At 72.8% G+C, this 14346-nt stretch carries 16 protein-coding genes; 5 read left to right on the forward strand and 11 right to left on the reverse strand.

Features of this window, described 5'->3' with window-relative positions:
- Positions 1-21: 21 nt before the first annotated feature.
- The gene (locus AB0H75_RS34260) at positions 22-543 is read right to left on the reverse strand and encodes an anti-sigma factor (RefSeq protein WP_367803682.1); all 522 of its coding nucleotides are present in this window, start codon (positions 541-543) and stop codon (positions 22-24) included.
- 2 nt (positions 544-545) lie between these two features.
- Positions 546-1178, reverse strand: coding sequence for an RNA polymerase sigma factor SigE (sigE, locus tag AB0H75_RS34265; RefSeq protein ID WP_367803684.1), 633 nt, complete (start codon positions 1176-1178; stop codon positions 546-548).
- Positions 1179-1351: 173 nt separating this feature from the next.
- On the opposite strand from sigE, the gene AB0H75_RS34270 reads away from it, so the two are divergent.
- Positions 1352-1990 (forward strand): O-methyltransferase, encoded by a 639-nt coding sequence (locus AB0H75_RS34270; protein WP_367803686.1) that lies wholly within the window; start codon positions 1352-1354, stop codon positions 1988-1990.
- A 14-nt stretch (positions 1991-2004) separates the two neighbouring features.
- On the opposite strand, the gene AB0H75_RS34275 is transcribed toward AB0H75_RS34270, so the two are convergent.
- Together AB0H75_RS34275 and AB0H75_RS34280 are read right to left on the reverse strand one after the other, a co-directional pair.
- On the reverse strand, positions 2005-3414 hold the full coding sequence (locus AB0H75_RS34275; protein ID WP_367803688.1) for a leucyl aminopeptidase: 1410 nt from the start codon (positions 3412-3414) through the stop codon (positions 2005-2007).
- 80 nt (positions 3415-3494) lie between these two features.
- On the reverse strand, positions 3495-3662 hold the full coding sequence (locus tag AB0H75_RS34280) for a DUF3117 domain-containing protein (RefSeq protein ID WP_020545024.1): 168 nt from the start codon (positions 3660-3662) through the stop codon (positions 3495-3497).
- Positions 3663-3842: 180 nt separating this feature from the next.
- On the opposite strand from AB0H75_RS34280, the gene AB0H75_RS34285 reads away from it, so the two are divergent.
- From AB0H75_RS34285 to AB0H75_RS34295, 3 genes are read left to right on the forward strand one after another with little or no spacing between them, the layout of a single operon-like run.
- Complete coding sequence (locus tag AB0H75_RS34285) at positions 3843-4619, forward strand: PaaX family transcriptional regulator C-terminal domain-containing protein (protein WP_367803691.1); 777 nt, start codon at positions 3843-3845, stop codon at positions 4617-4619.
- Complete coding sequence (locus AB0H75_RS34290; protein WP_367803693.1) at positions 4616-5392, forward strand: enoyl-CoA hydratase-related protein; 777 nt, start codon at positions 4616-4618, stop codon at positions 5390-5392. The genes AB0H75_RS34285 and AB0H75_RS34290 overlap by 4 nt, the downstream gene beginning before the upstream one ends.
- 19 nt (positions 5393-5411) lie before the next feature.
- Positions 5412-7634, forward strand: a complete 2223-nt coding sequence (locus AB0H75_RS34295) for a polysaccharide lyase 8 family protein (protein WP_367803695.1) — start codon at positions 5412-5414, stop codon at positions 7632-7634.
- Here AB0H75_RS34295 and AB0H75_RS34300 read toward each other — a convergent pair.
- The 6 genes from AB0H75_RS34300 to AB0H75_RS34325 form a co-directional block, all read right to left on the reverse strand.
- Complete coding sequence (locus AB0H75_RS34300; RefSeq protein ID WP_367803916.1) at positions 7594-8112, reverse strand: DNA-3-methyladenine glycosylase I; 519 nt, start codon at positions 8110-8112, stop codon at positions 7594-7596. The genes AB0H75_RS34295 and AB0H75_RS34300 overlap by 41 nt on opposite strands.
- A 62-nt stretch (positions 8113-8174) precedes the next feature.
- Positions 8175-8933, reverse strand: coding sequence for a hypothetical protein (locus tag AB0H75_RS34305; RefSeq protein WP_367803697.1), 759 nt, complete (start codon positions 8931-8933; stop codon positions 8175-8177).
- A gap of 90 nt (positions 8934-9023) precedes the next feature.
- Positions 9024-9608 carry a TIGR00730 family Rossman fold protein gene (locus tag AB0H75_RS34310; protein WP_367803699.1) on the reverse strand — a complete coding sequence of 195 codons (585 nt, stop codon included), beginning with the start codon at positions 9606-9608 and terminating at the stop codon, positions 9024-9026.
- Positions 9609-9619: 11 nt separating this feature from the next.
- Positions 9620-10417, reverse strand: coding sequence for a TIGR00730 family Rossman fold protein (locus tag AB0H75_RS34315; protein ID WP_367803701.1), 798 nt, complete (start codon positions 10415-10417; stop codon positions 9620-9622).
- Between the two features lie 241 nt (positions 10418-10658).
- Entirely contained in the window at positions 10659-11741 is a 1083-nt protein-coding gene (gene dapE / locus AB0H75_RS34320; protein WP_367803703.1) for a succinyl-diaminopimelate desuccinylase, read from the reverse strand.
- On the reverse strand, positions 11741-12574 hold the full coding sequence (locus AB0H75_RS34325; RefSeq protein ID WP_367803705.1) for a 2,3,4,5-tetrahydropyridine-2,6-dicarboxylate N-succinyltransferase: 834 nt from the start codon (positions 12572-12574) through the stop codon (positions 11741-11743). The genes dapE and AB0H75_RS34325 overlap by 1 nt, the downstream gene beginning before the upstream one ends.
- Positions 12575-12617: 43 nt before the next feature.
- Here AB0H75_RS34325 and AB0H75_RS34330 point away from each other — a divergent pair, with 43 nt between their 5' ends.
- Entirely contained in the window at positions 12618-13427 is an 810-nt protein-coding gene (locus tag AB0H75_RS34330) for a hypothetical protein (protein ID WP_367803917.1), read from the forward strand.
- Positions 13428-13593: 166 nt separating this feature from the next.
- Here the strand turns inward: AB0H75_RS34330 and AB0H75_RS34335 are convergent, their stop codons facing one another.
- The gene (locus AB0H75_RS34335; protein ID WP_367803707.1) at positions 13594-14268 is read right to left on the reverse strand and encodes a DUF4178 domain-containing protein; all 675 of its coding nucleotides are present in this window, start codon (positions 14266-14268) and stop codon (positions 13594-13596) included.
- Between the last annotated feature and the right edge of the window lie 78 nt (positions 14269-14346).

Consider the following 14346-nt stretch of genomic DNA (forward strand, 5'->3'; position numbering starts at 1 on the left):
CATCTCCGGCATATCAGGATGTCAGGGAGTGGCCACCGACGAGGACCCCGTCGGCGAGTGCTGGATCTTGTACAGCTCGACCGGCGGCGTCGAGGTGTCCTGGCCGGCGCCGGAGACGGCGAAGAACGTGCCGAGCGCCACGGCGGCCGAGACCACGCTCACCGCGACGTAGGCCGTGCGCCGCCTACCACCCCGGCCGGGGCCCGAACCCCCGCCAGTGGCGTCCCTGCGGGGCCGGTTGTCCAGCGGGGCGATGCTGTGCGGGCCTGGGAGGGGCACACCCCCGAACGTACGCGCGGGGAAAGGGCGCTCCCTCGGCGGCAGCGGACCACCCGGCTCCGCCATGCGGAGCAGGGACATCGTGAGGTCGGTGGGCATCGCCGGGGAATCCAGCGAGCGCAGGCGCGACTTCAGCGCGCGCACCGACTCGACCTCTGCCCGGCAGTCAGCGCAGAAGGTCAGATGTGCCAGCGCGCGTTCGCGCTCCTGGTGGCTGAGCTCCCCGTCCACGAGCGCCGAAACGCGTTCTCCAAGATGAGCCATCGTCAGATCTCCTCCCCACGGATCACGGTCGGGGGGAGTTGAGTGGTACGGGGGGCCCGATGATCGAGAGCCTCCCGCAACTGCGCCCGGCCACGGTGAATACGGCTTCGGACCGTACCCAGCTTGACGCCGAGCGTGGCCGCGATCTCCTCGTAAGACAGGCCCTCGATGTCGCACAACACGATCGCGGCCCGGAACTCGGGGGCGAGCGCGTCGAGGGCGGCCTGGATGTCGGGCTCCAGATGAGCGTCGTCGAACGCCTGCGCCGGCGACGGCTCGCGGCCGCGCAGCCGCTCGGCGGCGTCGTCGGCCAGCCCCTCGAACCTGATGCGCTGCTTGCGCCGCGCCATGTCGAGGAACAGGTTGGTCGTGATCCGGTGCAGCCATCCCTCGAACGTGCCGGGGGTGTAGCTGGACAACGACCTGAAGACCCGGACGAAGACCTCTTGCGTGAGGTCTTCGGCATCGTGGACATTGCCGGTCAACCGGTACGCGAGCCGGTACACGCGCGCGGAGTGCGTCCGCACGACTTCCTCCCACGTGGGAGGCGTCCAGTCAGACGACACGGGAGTATCCGTCTGGTGGTCGCTTTCGTCCACCAGAACTCCTCTCTCTGGGACCACCGCTACCGTCATAGTGCCTGGTTTCGTCCCTTCGTGCGCACTGGCTGCCTTCCGGACCGGCAAAGCCCGTTCAAACCTGCAACGCCTCGGGACCCTCATGAGTTCCCGTCCCGGCGTGTCTCCCCTAGGCTGCGATCGGTGCCAATCACGCGGACCAATCGCACGAAAGTGGGGGGAGGCGGCCGATGACCAGTCAGGTGGAGGCCACTCTGGCCTATGCGGAGCAGTTTCATCAGGAAGATGAGATCCTGCACGCGGCGCGGCAGCGCGGGCTGGAGATGGGGGCCACACCCATCCTTCCCGGCGCGGGGGCGGCGCTGTGCTTCCTCGCCACCGCGGTCAACGCCAAGGCCGTGGTCGAGATCGGCACGGGCTGCGGCGTCTCGGGCCTGTGGCTGCTGCGCGGCATGCGCGCCGACGGCACGCTGACCAGCGTGGACGTCGAGCCCGAGCACCAGCGGCTGGCCCGGCTGGCGTTCGCGGAGGCGGGCTTCTCCGGCGCGCGGGTGCGGCTGATCTCCGGGCGGGCGCTCGACGTGCTGCCCCGGCTGTCCGACGGCGGCTACGACATGGTCTTCGCCGACGGCGCCAAACACGAGTACGCCGACTACCTGGCCGAGGCCGTGCGCCTGCTGCGCGTGGGCGGCATCGTGGCCTTCGACAACATGTTGTGGCACAACCGCGTGGCCGACCCCGCGCAACGCGACCCCGACACGGTGGCGCTGCGCGAGCTCGGCAAGCTGGTGCAGGCGGACGAACGCCTGCGCTCGGTGCTCATGCCCCTCGGCGACGGCCTGCTGGCCGCCATCAAGGTCGCGTCATGAGGACCACCTGAGGATCAGGCGCGGCTGAGCCATTCCAGCAGCACGCGCACGCCGAACCCGGTCGCGCCCTTGGTGAGGGTGCCCTCGTCCACGGTGCTGCGGCCGACCCCGGCGATGTCGAGGTGCGCCCACGGCCGCCCGCCGGTGAACTCCCGCAGGAACAGCGCCGCCGTGATCGACCCCGCCCCGAACCGCGACCCCGCCTCGACGTTGGCCAGATCGGCGACCGACGACTCCAGCGCGGGCGTGTAGTCCTCGATCAGCGGCATCCGCCACAGCCGGTCGTCGCCGGCCTGCCCGGCCGCCACGAGCTGGTCGGCCAGCGCGTCGTCGGAGGCGTAGACGGCGCCCATGCCGCGGCCGAGCGCTACGCTGATGGCGCCGGTGAGCGTGGCGATGTCCACGACCACGTCGGGGTCGAGCGTCGCGTCGGCGTAGGCCAGGGCGTCGGCCAGCACGAGCCGCCCCTCGGCGTCGGTGTTGAGCACCTCCACCGTGCGCCCGCCGTAGTGGGTGATGACGTCGCTGGGCCGCTGGGCGCTGCCCGAGGGCATGTTCTCGGCGGCGGCGACCAGCCCGGTGACGCGCACCGGAGCCTTCAGCTCGGCCAGCGCGCGCAGCACGGCGATGACGACCGCCCCGCCCGCCATGTCGGTCTTCTGGGTCTTCATGTTCTCGGTCGGCTTGAGCGACAGGCCGCCCGAGTCGAACGTGATGCCCTTGCCCACCAGCACGACGTGCCGCTCGGCGGGCTGCTCGGGGGTGTAGGAGAGCTGGATGAGCCGGGGCGGGCGGGCCGAGCCCTGCCCGACGGCCAGGATGCCGCCGAAGCCGTCGGCGCGCAGCTCCTCCTCGTCCCACACCCGCACCGGCAGGCCGGTCTCGACCGCCCGCTCGGCGAGCCAGGCGGGGTCCTTGACCGAGGAGGGCGTGTTGGCGAGGTCGCGGGCCAGGGCCACCGCCCCGGCCGTGATCCGGGCGCGTTCCAGGGCCCGCGGGTCGGCCCCGGTGAACGCCAGCGTCCGCACGGCCCTGCGCCCGGCCTCGCCGATCCGGAACGAGTACGCCGCCAGCAGCGCGGCCTCGGCGAACGCGGCGACGTCGCCGTCCGGCGGCACCACGGTCAACGTCTCCCGGCCCTTGGCCCGGCGGACCAGCGCGGCGCCCGCCCTGCGCAGCGCGCGCGGCGAGCCGTCGCCCACGCCGTAGAGCAGCACCCGGCCGACCCCGCCTGCGCGGGCCACCGGCACCTCGACGATCTCCCCCGCCTCGCCCTTGGCCTCGTAGTGGGCCAGCAGGTCGGAGACGGGCAGGTGCAGCTCCACGGGATGGGCGGGGGCGAGGTCGGAGGCGTACGGGACGGCCAGCAGCTCGGCGTCGGCGGGCACCTCGGCGACCACCGAGGCAGTGGTCTCAATGGGCACGGGAAATCTCTCCTCGAAACGTCAGCGACCCTGGCGGTGTACGCCAGGGTCGTGGAACAAGTTTGCCTGTCCGGGAGCGCTCAGCCGACGACGTTCTTCAACGCCTCACCGAGCGCCTTGGCCTCGTCGGCGGAGATCTCCACGACGAGCCGGCCGCCACCTTCGAGCGGGACCCGCATGACAATGCCGCGCCCTTCCTTGGTGACCTCGAGCGGACCATCGCCGGTCCGCGGCTTCATCGCCGCCATGCGTGCATCCCTTCCTGCCTTGGGCTCCCGCGGCCCGCGATTTCCGACCCCCCGGAAGGGCGGTCGGCGCATTCACGTCTTCTGTGATGTCCTATTCTCCCGCATCGAGAGCGCTCATGGGTAACGATCTCCTCCCAGAATGCGTTGTCGAGGCGTGCGATGACGTCCAGACTGGACTGCGTGCACGCTCGCGCCGCTCTGTTCGATCTCTACGGGGATCACCTGCGCCCGCGCGGCGGGCAGGCGTCCGTCGCGGCGCTCGTGCGGCTGCTCAAGCCCCTGGAAATCGCGGCTCCCGCCGTGCGTACGGCGGTCTCGCGGATGGTGCGGCAGGGCTGGCTGCGGCCGGTCAGACTGCCGCAGGGGGCCGGTTACGGCCTGACGCCCAAATGCGTGCGGCGGCTCGATGAGGCCGCGCTGAGAATTTACCGAGCGGGGACGCTCCCCTGGCACGGCCGCTGGCACGTCGTCGTGCTGGAGCCGGTCAGGGAACGCTCCCGCAGGGAGCGGCTGCGGGCCGAGCTGGCCTTCCTCGGCTACGCCGCGCTGTCGGAGACCACGTGGATCGGTCCACGGGCCGCCGCCGAGCTGGACGTCCTGCTGGAGAGCGAGGGCGTGCGGGCCGACCGGTTCGACGCGGCGCTCGACGGCGACCCCCGGGAGCTGGTGGCGCGGGCCTGGGATCTGACCGCCATCGGCGAGGCGTACGAGCAGTGGCTCGCCGAGGCTGTCACGCTGATCAGCACGCTGCCCGGATCGGCCCCGGACGACCAGGTCTTCGCCGCCCGCAGCAGGCTCGTGCACGGCTGGCGCAACTTCCTGTTCCGCGACCCCGGCCTGCCGTCCGAGCTGCTGCCGGCCGGCTGGCCGGGCGAGAAGGCCAGGGCCTATTTCGAGCAGGAGGCCGCCCGGCTGCTGCCCGCAGCCGCCGCGTTCGTCGACAGGGAGCTGAATTGATCCGTTACGACGTGGCCGACGCCGTCGCCACCATCACCCTCGACCGCCCCGACGCCATGAACTCGCTGACCGTCGAGCTGAAGCAGGCGCTCCTCGACGCGCTGCGCCGCGCCGCGGCCGACCGCGCGATCCGGGCCGTGCTGCTGACCGGCTCGGGCCGGGCCTTCTGCGCGGGCCAGGACCTGCGCCAGCACGCCGACAACCTGGAGGCGGGCCGCGGCCTGGCCGACACCGTGCGCGTCCACTACAACCCCATCGTGGAGCTGCTGGCCACCATGCCCAAGCCCGTGGTGGCCGCGGTCAACGGGGTGGCCGCGGGCGCGGGGGCGTCCCTGGCCTTCGCCTGCGACCTGCGGGTGGCCTCGGAGCGGGCCAAGTTCGCGCTGGCGTTCTCGGGCATCGGCCTCGCGCCCGACTCCGGCGCGTCGTGGACGCTCCAGCGGCTCGTGGGGCTGGGCCGGGCGGCCGAGCTGATGCTGCTCGGCGAGCCCCTGGACGCCGCCCGCGCACTGGAGCTGGGGCTGGTCACGCGGGTGGTGCCCGCCGACGACGTGCTGAAGACGGCGTACGAGCTGGCGGTGCGCCTGGCGCAGGGGCCGACGCTGGCCTTCGCGGCCACCAAGCGGGCCCTGGCCCACGCCGCCACGCACGCGCTGCCCGACGCGCTCGCCCTGGAGGCAGACCTGCAGGACGAGTGCGCGGCCACCCGCGACCACCGCGACGCGACGCGGGCCTTCCTCGCGAAGGAGCGTCCGGTGTTCAACGGTGAGTGATCGTGGTATCACTCTTCGCGTGGAGCCGCTGATCCCCCTGCGCGCCGCCGCGCTCTCCCTGCTCACCGGCGGTGCCCCCGACACCTCCGACCCGGCACTCGCCGCGGCGCTGGCACGCCTGAGCCGCACCGCGGCGGGCCTGCTGGCGTCGCTGTCGTCCGATCTCACCTGGCCCGACCTGCCGCTGGAGGGCCACCCCGGCAACGTCACCGGCAGCCACGCCCGGCTGCGCGCCATCGCCACCGCCTGGGCCACGCCCGGCACCGCCCAGCACGGCGACGACGGCGTGGCGGGCACCGTCGTGGCCGCGCTCGACCTGCTCCACGAGCGCCACTACAACGCGACGCTGCCCGAGACCGGCAACTGGTGGTTCTGGGAGATCGGCACGCCGGGCGAGCTGAGCCGCACCTGCGTGCTGCTGGGCGACCGGCTCGACGCCGGCCGGCTGGCGGCCCACCTCTCGGCGATCGACCGGTTCTGCCCCGACGCCGACCGCCGCGCCGGCAACCCGCAGGCGTCCGAGAGCGGCGCCAACCGGGCCGACAAGGCCCTCGTCGTCGCCCTGCGCGGCGTGGCGGGGGGCAGCGCGGAGAAGCTGGCGCTGGCCCGCGACGGGCTGTCCGACGTGCGCGACGGCGGGCGGCACAGCGTGTTCGGCCACGTCGAGTCCGGTGACGGCTTCTACCGCGACGGGTCGTTCATCCAGCACGGGGACGTGGCCTACACCGGCTCGTACGGGCTGTCGCTGCTGATCGCCGTGGCCGGCACGCTGGCGCTGCTGGAGGGCTCGCCGTGGGCGGTGCGCGATCCCGGGCGGGTGGCGCTGCTGGAGGCGGTCGAGCGGTCGTTCGCGCCGTTCGTCCACGACGGGCTGCTCATGGACACCGTCAGGGGCCGGGCCGTCAGCCGGCAGCGCTTCTCCGACGCGGTGGCCGGGCACGGCCTGATCGGCGCGGTGCTGCTGCTGGCGCAGTGCGCGCCCGAGCCGTACCGCGACCGGCTCCGGGAGCTGGCCAAGGGATGGATCGAGCGCGGCACGCACCGGCCCTACCTGGAGCACGCGGACGTGCCCGAGACCCGGCGGGCGCTCGCCGTCCTCGGTGACAAGACGGTCGAGCCGGCTCCCGCCCCGGCCGGGCACCACGTGTTCGCCTCGATGGACCGCGTGGTGCACCGGCGGCCCGGCTGGTCGTTCGCGATCAGCATGTCGTCGCGGCGGATCGCCGCCTACGAGGCCATCAACGCCGAGAACCTGCACGGCTGGTACACCGGCGACGGCATGACCTACCTCTACACCGCCGACCTCGGCCAGTACGGCGACGACTTCTGGCCCACCGTCGACCCCCACCGGCTGCCGGGCACCACCGTGGCCGTGCGCGAGCGCGAGGACCTGTCCTTCCGCGCCCACCGGCCGCCCAACGCCTGGGCCGGCGGCGCCGTCCTCGACGGCCTGTACGGCGCCGCCGCGATGGAGCTGGTCGGCGACGGGGTGGACCTGCGGGCCCGCAAGTCGTGGTTCTGCCTGGACACCGTCGTGATCGCACTGGGCAGCGGCATCACCGCCACCGGCGGCCACGCCGTCGAGACCGTCGTGGAGAACCGCGCCACCGGCGCGCGGCCCTACCTCGGCGACGGGTGGGCGCACCTGGAGGGCGCCGGCGGGTACGTGTTCGAGGGCCGCTCCCTGGCCGAGACGCGCACCGGGCGCTGGCGCGACATCAACGCAGGCGACGACACCGCCGGCACCGCCCACCCGGTCACCCGGAGCTACGTCACGCTCTGGATCGACCACGGCGTGGACCCCGTCAACGCCTCCTACGCCTACGCCGTGCTGCCCAACGCCACCCGCGAGCGCACCCGCGGCTTCCGCGGCGGCCGGCCGGTGCGGGTGGTCGCCAACACCCCGCTGTTGCAGGCCGTGCGGGGGCGCGGGCTGGTCGCGGCCACGTTCTGGGCAGCGGGCGAGGTGGAGGGCATCGTGGCGGACGCGCCCTGCACCGTGCTCGTGCGGCGGACGGCCGACCGGACGTCCGTGGCGGTGGCCGACCCGAGCCGGAGCACGCAGAGCGTGACGGTGACCCTGGACCGCCCGGCGCGCGGCGTCGTGCGCGCCGACGACAGCGTCACGGTGCGGCCGGGCAACCGGCCCCGCCTCACCGTCGCGCTCGCCGGGTCGGGCGGGCGCACGCACACGGCCGAGCTCAGCGCGTACGGGCCACGCATTCCTCAAGGTGGTCGTTGACCAGCCCGATCGCCTGCATGAGGGCGTAGGCCGTGGTGGGGCCGACGAACCTGAAGCCGTGCTTCTTCAGCTCCTTGGCCAGGGCCTTGGAGCCGGGGGTGACGGCGGGGACGTCGGCCATCGTCCGCGGCACGGGGGCGCCGGGGTCGGCGTAGCGCCAGACCAGCTCCGACAGGCCGCCCGGCAGGTCCTGGGCGGCCCTGGCGTTGCCGATCACCGCCTCGATCTTGGCGCGGTTGCGGACGATGCCCGCGTCGCCGAGCAGCCGCTCGACGTCCCGCTCGGTGTAGGCGGCCACCTTCGGGATGGAGAAGCCGTCGAAGGCGGCGCGGAAGTTCTCCCGCTTGCGCAGGATCGTCAGCCACGACAGGCCGGACTGGAACGCCTCCAGCGCGACGCGCTCGAAGACCGCGTCGTCGCCCCGCAGCGGGCGGCCCCACTCCTCGTCGTGGTAGGCGAGGTACATCGGGTCGGACATGCCGGCCCAGGTGCAGCGGACGGGGCCCGAGGCGACGGTGGAGGAAACGGTGGAGGAATCGGTCACGCGTGCTCGTCCGTCTTGCGGTTGTCGGTGCGGCTCTCGGCTACCTTGTCGTCCTGGTCCGCCTGGTCGGCGGCGGGCTCGGCGGCGGGTTGTCCGGCTCCGGCGGCGGGTTCGTCCGGGGCGGGCTCGTTCAGGGCTGGCGCGGTGTCCCGCTCGCCGGGCTTCGTGTCCGGCTCGTCGAGCTTCGTGTCCGGCTCGTCGAGCTTCGTGTCCGACTTGTCGGACTCGGGGGCCGGCTCGCCGGACGCGGCGGCGCTCTCCTCGGCGGGCAGCCGCCACTCCGGCTCCTCGGGCAGGTGCCGCAGCTCGGCGGCGCCGTCCCAGTCGACCGACGCGCCGCTCGACGTGACCGGGTCGCCGGACTCCGGCAGCTCCCGGTCCACGGCGGGGGCCTCGGGCTCGTGGTCGGTACGCGGCCCCGCCCCCGGCGAGGCGTAGACCTCCTGCCGCGCGTACAGCCGGCTGGCCAGCAGCTCGGAGACCCGCTGCTCCAGCACCGCGATGCGGGTGTCGCGCTCGCTGATCGCGGTGGCCGCCCGGCGCAGGGTCTCGTCGACGCTCGCCGTGTGGTAGCCGACCAGGTTGACCGGTAGTTGGAGCGCCATGAAGTCGACCGCCGTGAGCTGCGCCGGCTCGGGCAGGTCGAGCGGCGGGACGTCCGGCGGGAACTCGGTCAGCTCACCGCCCCGGCCGAGGGAGACCACGACCACGCAGGCCAGGATGGCGATGGCGGCGATGGCGAGTATGACCAGCACATTGGCATCGTACTCATACCATCGGGGCATGAGGTCCGCACTTGCCGCAGCCGGTGCCGCTTCGGGCGGGAGCGCCCTGGTCAGCCGGGGTCAGGCGGTGGACTCGCCCAGCTCGGCGACGCTCGGCCGGACCGGCTGCGGCCGGGACTCCAGGCGGGCGAACGCCTCCTCGACAGTGGTGGTCCACGCCACCGCGTCGAACACCTCGGGCCGGGTGAAGCCCTCGTCGTAGAGGTGGCCCATGAGCTGCTTGAGCGGTTCGTACAGACCCCAGGGGTCGAGCACCACCAGCGGCTTGTCGTGCATGCCGAGCACCCGCGCGGTCCAGATCTCGAACAGCTCCTCCAGCGTCCCGATGCCGCCGGGCAGCACCAGGAACGCCTCGGAGCGGGCGTCCATGACGCCCTTGCGCTCGCGCATGTCACCGGTGACGATCAGCTCGTGCGACTCCTCGTCGGCCACCTCCATGTCCACCAGCACCTGGGGGATCACGCCGACCGTACGCCCGCCCGCCGCGCGGGCCGCCGACGTGACGGCCCCCATGCACGAGATCGACCCGCCGCCGCTGACCAGGGTGTGACCCCGCCGGGCCAGCTCGGTGCCGACCCTGGCGGCGAGGTCGAGGTATTTGTCGTCGATGCGGAGGCTGGAGGCGCAGAAGACGCAGATGTTCACGCGGCGTGAGCCTACTGGGGCTCGGCGTCGTGGGTCGCGGCGGCCTCGATCTCCTCCTTTCGCTGCCTGCTGCGGGCCCGGTCGGAGTCCACGATGATGCGCACGGCCTCGTCCACGTCGTCGGTGACGGTGATGAGGTCGAGGTCCTGCGGGGCGATCTTGCCGGTGCCGAGCAGGCTGCTCTTGATCCAGTCGAGGAGCCCGCCCCAGAACTCGGTGCCCATCAGCACGACGGGGAAGGAGGTGACCTTGTGGGTCTGCACCAGGGTCAGCGCCTCGAACAGCTCGTCCAGCGTGCCGAAGCCGCCGGGCAGCGTGATGAAGCCGCAGGAGTACTTCACGAACATCGTCTTGCGCACGAAGAAGTAGCGGAACTCGATGCCGAGGTCGACGTAGTCGTTCATGCGCTGCTCGAAGGGCAGCTCGATGCCCAGCCCGACCGAGATCGCGCCCTCCACGTCACGGGCGCCCCGGTTGGCGGACTCCATGACGCCGGGACCGCCGCCGGTGATCACGGCGTAGCCGGCCTCGGCCAGCGACCGGCCGAGCTTGCGCCCCATCGCGTACTCGGGGGAGTCGGCGGGCGTGCGCGCCGAGCCGAACACGGTCACCGCGGGCGGCAGCTCGGCGAGCTGGCCGAAGCCCTCCACGAACTCGGCCTGGATGCGCAGCACCCGCCACGGGTCCATGTGCACCCAGTTGGAGGAGCCCTGGCGCGCCAGCAGCCGCTGGTCGTGGGTGGAGGCGGGGACGAGGCTGCCGCGGACGACGGCCTGACCCTGACGGCGTTCCCGACGGTTCTGTTCCATGTGGCTCACGCTAGTCCTTCTCGTACATGGCCGTTCGCTTGCGCCCGCGCCCCTACCCGTGCCGGCCCCCAGCCTTCCGTCTGGGGAAGAACGCGCAGGTGGCGGGCCAGATACCAGAATCTAAAAAATCTTGAAAAACCTGGGGAACCAGATTTCGGCTCCCTCGCGTCTAACTGGCGAGGGTGCTGCTCGGGACTGAAAGTGGTCTTCCCCGCCAAATGGCCGGCGAGGAAGGCCACTTTCACATTGTGAGCCAGCTCCGCATCGCGCGCTCGCCCTCCACGATCTTCGGCAGCGACACGTATTCGCCCTGCTGGTGCGCCAGGTTGGGGTCGCCCGGCCCGTAGTTCACGGCGGGGACGCCCAGCGCGGAGAAGCGGGCGACGTCCGTCCAGCCCAGCTTGGCGCGCGGCGTGCCGCCCACGGCCGCCGCGAACGCCGCCGCCACCGGATGCGTCAGCCCCGGCCGCGCCCCCGGCGCCGCGTCGGTGAAGGTCACCTCGTAGCCGTCGAACACCTCGCGGACGTGCTGCTGCGCCTGCTCGACCGTCAGATCGGGGGCGAAGCGGTAGTTGACGGTCACCACGCACAGGTCGGGGATGACGTTGCCGGCCACGCCGCCGCGCACGCCGACCGCGTTCAGCCCCTCGTGGTACTCCAGCCCGTCCACCACCGGCCGGCGCGCCTCGTAGGCGTTGAGCCTGGCCAGCACCGGCTCGATGCCGTGGATGGCGTTGACCCCGAACCACGAGCGGGCGCTGTGGGAGCGCTTGCCGGTGACCGCGACCTCCGCGCGCAGCGTGCCCTGGCAGCCGCCCTCGATCACGCCGTCGGTCGGCTCCATCAGCACCGCGAAGTCGGCCGCCAGCCAGCCGGGATGCTCCCTGGCCACGCGGTTGAGGCCGTTGCGCTCGGCCTCGACCTCCTCGCAGTCGTAGAAGACGTAGGTGACGTCCCGGTTGGGCGCGGGCACGGTGGCGGCCAGCCGGAGCGCGACCGCCACGCCGGCCTTCATGTCGGAGGTGCCGCAGCCGTGCAGCAGGTCGCCCTCGACCCGGCTCGGCAGGTTGCCGGCGACCGGGACGGTGTCGAGGTGCCCGGCGATCAGCACGCGCTCGGCGCGGCCCAGGCCGGTGCGGGCGACGACGGTCTCGCCGGAGCGCTCCACCGTCAGGTGCGGCAGGGCGGCGAGCGCCCGCTCGACGGCGTCGGCCAGCGGCCGCTCGGCGCCGCTGACCGACTCGATGTCCACGATCGCGGCGGTCAGCTCGCGTACGTCCTGGGTCAGGTCCAGCGTCAGGTCCGGTGTCGGGTCCGGTGTCATCAGGCGTTCACCCCGTGCTCGCGCAGCACCTCGTCGAGTGCCGCCTCGTCGTGCCGCTGCCCCGGCTCCAGCCGCTTGATCACCAGCACGCACGGCAGCCCGAACGTGCCTCCGGGGTACTGCTTCTGCCGCGTGCCGCCCACGGCCACGCACCAGTCGGGGACGTGTCCCCTGGCCAGCTCCTCGCCGGTCTCGACGTCGATCACCGGCGTCGAGGCCGACAGGATCGTCCCCGCCCCCACCACCGCGCCCCTGCCGACCCGGGCACCGTCCACGATCATGGACCGGCCGCCGACGAGCACCTCGTCCTCGATCACGACCGGCACCGCGCCGGGCCGCTCCAGCACGCCGCCGATGCCGGCCCCGCCGGACAGGTGCACGTTCCTGCCGATCTGCGCGCAGGAGCCCACGGTGGCCCAGGTGCCGACCGTCGTGCCCTCGTCCACGTACGCGCCGATGTCGGTGAACGACGGCATGAGCACCACTCCGGGCGCCAGGTAGGAGCCCCAGCGGGCGATCGCGCCCGGCACCACGCGCACCCCGTCGAACGTGCTCTTCAGCGGGATCCTGTCGTGGTGCTGGAAGTCGCCGACCTGCGAGCGGGCCATGCCGAGCACCTTGGAGGCGAGCAGGATCGCCCGGCCGGCGCGCTCGTCCACCTCCACCTCGCCGCCCACCAGGCGGGCCGCGCGCGCGACCCCGGTGTCGAGCAGGTCCACCGCGCCGACCACCGCGTGGCGGGCCTCGGCGTCCCGGGGTGACAGCTCCGCGCGGCGCTCCCACAGCTCGTCCACCACCGGGGATATCGGCGAGGAGGTGCTCACGTCACTCATGGCCACGGAGCTTATCCCGACAGGTAGGTTCTTCAGCGTGCGCATGCGGTTCTCCCGTGGAGTCATCACCATCGCGATCATCGTGGTCGTCCTCGCCGTCGGCATCTCCGTGGGCCTCTACCACCTGCTGAAGCGAGCCGCCCCGCTGACCGTGCCCCCGGCCTACTGCGCCGTGCGCACCCCCGAGACCTCCGTCAGCCTCGACCCCGAGCAGGCCAGGATCGCCGCGACCATCGCCGCCGTGGCGGCCCGCAGGAAGCTGCCCGAGCGGGCCGTGGTCATCGCCTACGCCACCGCGCTGCAGGAGTCGAAGCTGCGCAACCTCGACCACGGCGACCGCGACTCGGTGGGCGTCTTCCAGCAGCGCGAGTCGCAGGGCTGGGGGACGCAGAAGCAGCTCATGGACCCGGTCTACGCCACCAACAAGTTCTTCGCCGCGCTGGTCAAGGTCAAGAACTACCGCAGGCTGCCGCTGGCGGAGGCGGCCCAGGCGGTGCAGCGCTCGGCGGGCGGGTACGCGTACGCGCCGCACGAGGAGGACGCCAAGATCCTCGCGGCGGGCTTCACCGGACGGGTGCCGCAGGCCGTGCACTGCTGGTATCCGCCCACCAGGACGCCGGCGCCCCGGCCCCGGGCCGAGGAGGCGCGCAAGCAGCTCGCCCGGGCGCTCGGCAGCACCGCGATCACCTCGCGCAAGCGGGGCTGGCTGATCGCCGCCTGGTCGGTCGCGCACGCCGAGGAGTACGGGCTGAGCCGGGTGCGGTACGCGGGGGCGGCCTGGACCAACGAGATGGAGGCCACGGGGTGGCGCACGGGCGACAAGTCGGGGACGAGCCGGGTGGAGCTGTCCTGACCCCCCCGATCCTGACTCCCCGGTCCTGACCCGCCGGTCCTGATCCGGGCCTTGAACCGGACCTTGAGCCGGGTCTTGAACCGGTCGCCTCACCCCGTTGCGCGCAACCCCCGCCCCATTGCGCCCCTCCGCGCAACCGCCGCCGGGCGGGCGCCCCCGAAGGGCCTCAGGAGGCGCGGCGGATGATGGAGATCGAGCCCGGAGGAAGGGGCTGGGCGTAGCTGGCGCTCCAGGGACGGCCCTGGATGCGGTCGAAGGAGAGCAGGCGGCCGTCGGAGGCGCGGTAGTCGGCGAAGTCGAGCAGGCCGCGGTCGGGCAGGCCGGCCTCGCCCTCGCTGCGGAAGGCGGCCGTCCCCCGCTCGATGGGGTGGAACTCCACGCCCTCCATGATGAGCATGCTCTTGGCGGGGACCATGCCCTGGGTCGGGACCTCCGTCCAGAGCAGGACCTCCAGGTGCGGCGGGTCGCCGGGGCGCATCTCGACCGACAGCCACTGCAACCGCCGGGTGCTGTCGCGCAGGAGTAACTCGGTCCATTGCTGGCCCTGCCACGAGATGTACATGGCCCCGAGCACCCGCGCGGGCGAGCCGTGCACCTCGATCCTGTCACCCACGCGGATGGTGCGGGGATCGGTGTAGTCGGCGCCGGGCACGCTCGCCGGCACGCTCACCGGGGCCGGCATCGGGCTCTCGACAGGAGCGGTCTCGACCGCCGCCCGCTGGGGCGGCGGCGCGTCCGCGCGTCCCTTCCTGTCTTGCCTCAGGGTGGCCCAGAAGGCTCCGAGCAGCAGCAGGACCAGGGCGATGCTCAGCCCGAGAACGACCATGGAGGTCATGCTCATCGATCAGCTCGCTCCACTCGCGGTCTGCCTCGGCATAAGCCCTTATCGATTTATGCGTGCCAAGCCGTACGGCTTGCT

Origin of the sequence: Nonomuraea sp. NPDC050783, assembly GCF_040802095.1 — a bacterium.
Classification (GTDB): Bacteria; Actinomycetota; Actinomycetes; order Streptosporangiales; family Streptosporangiaceae; genus Nonomuraea.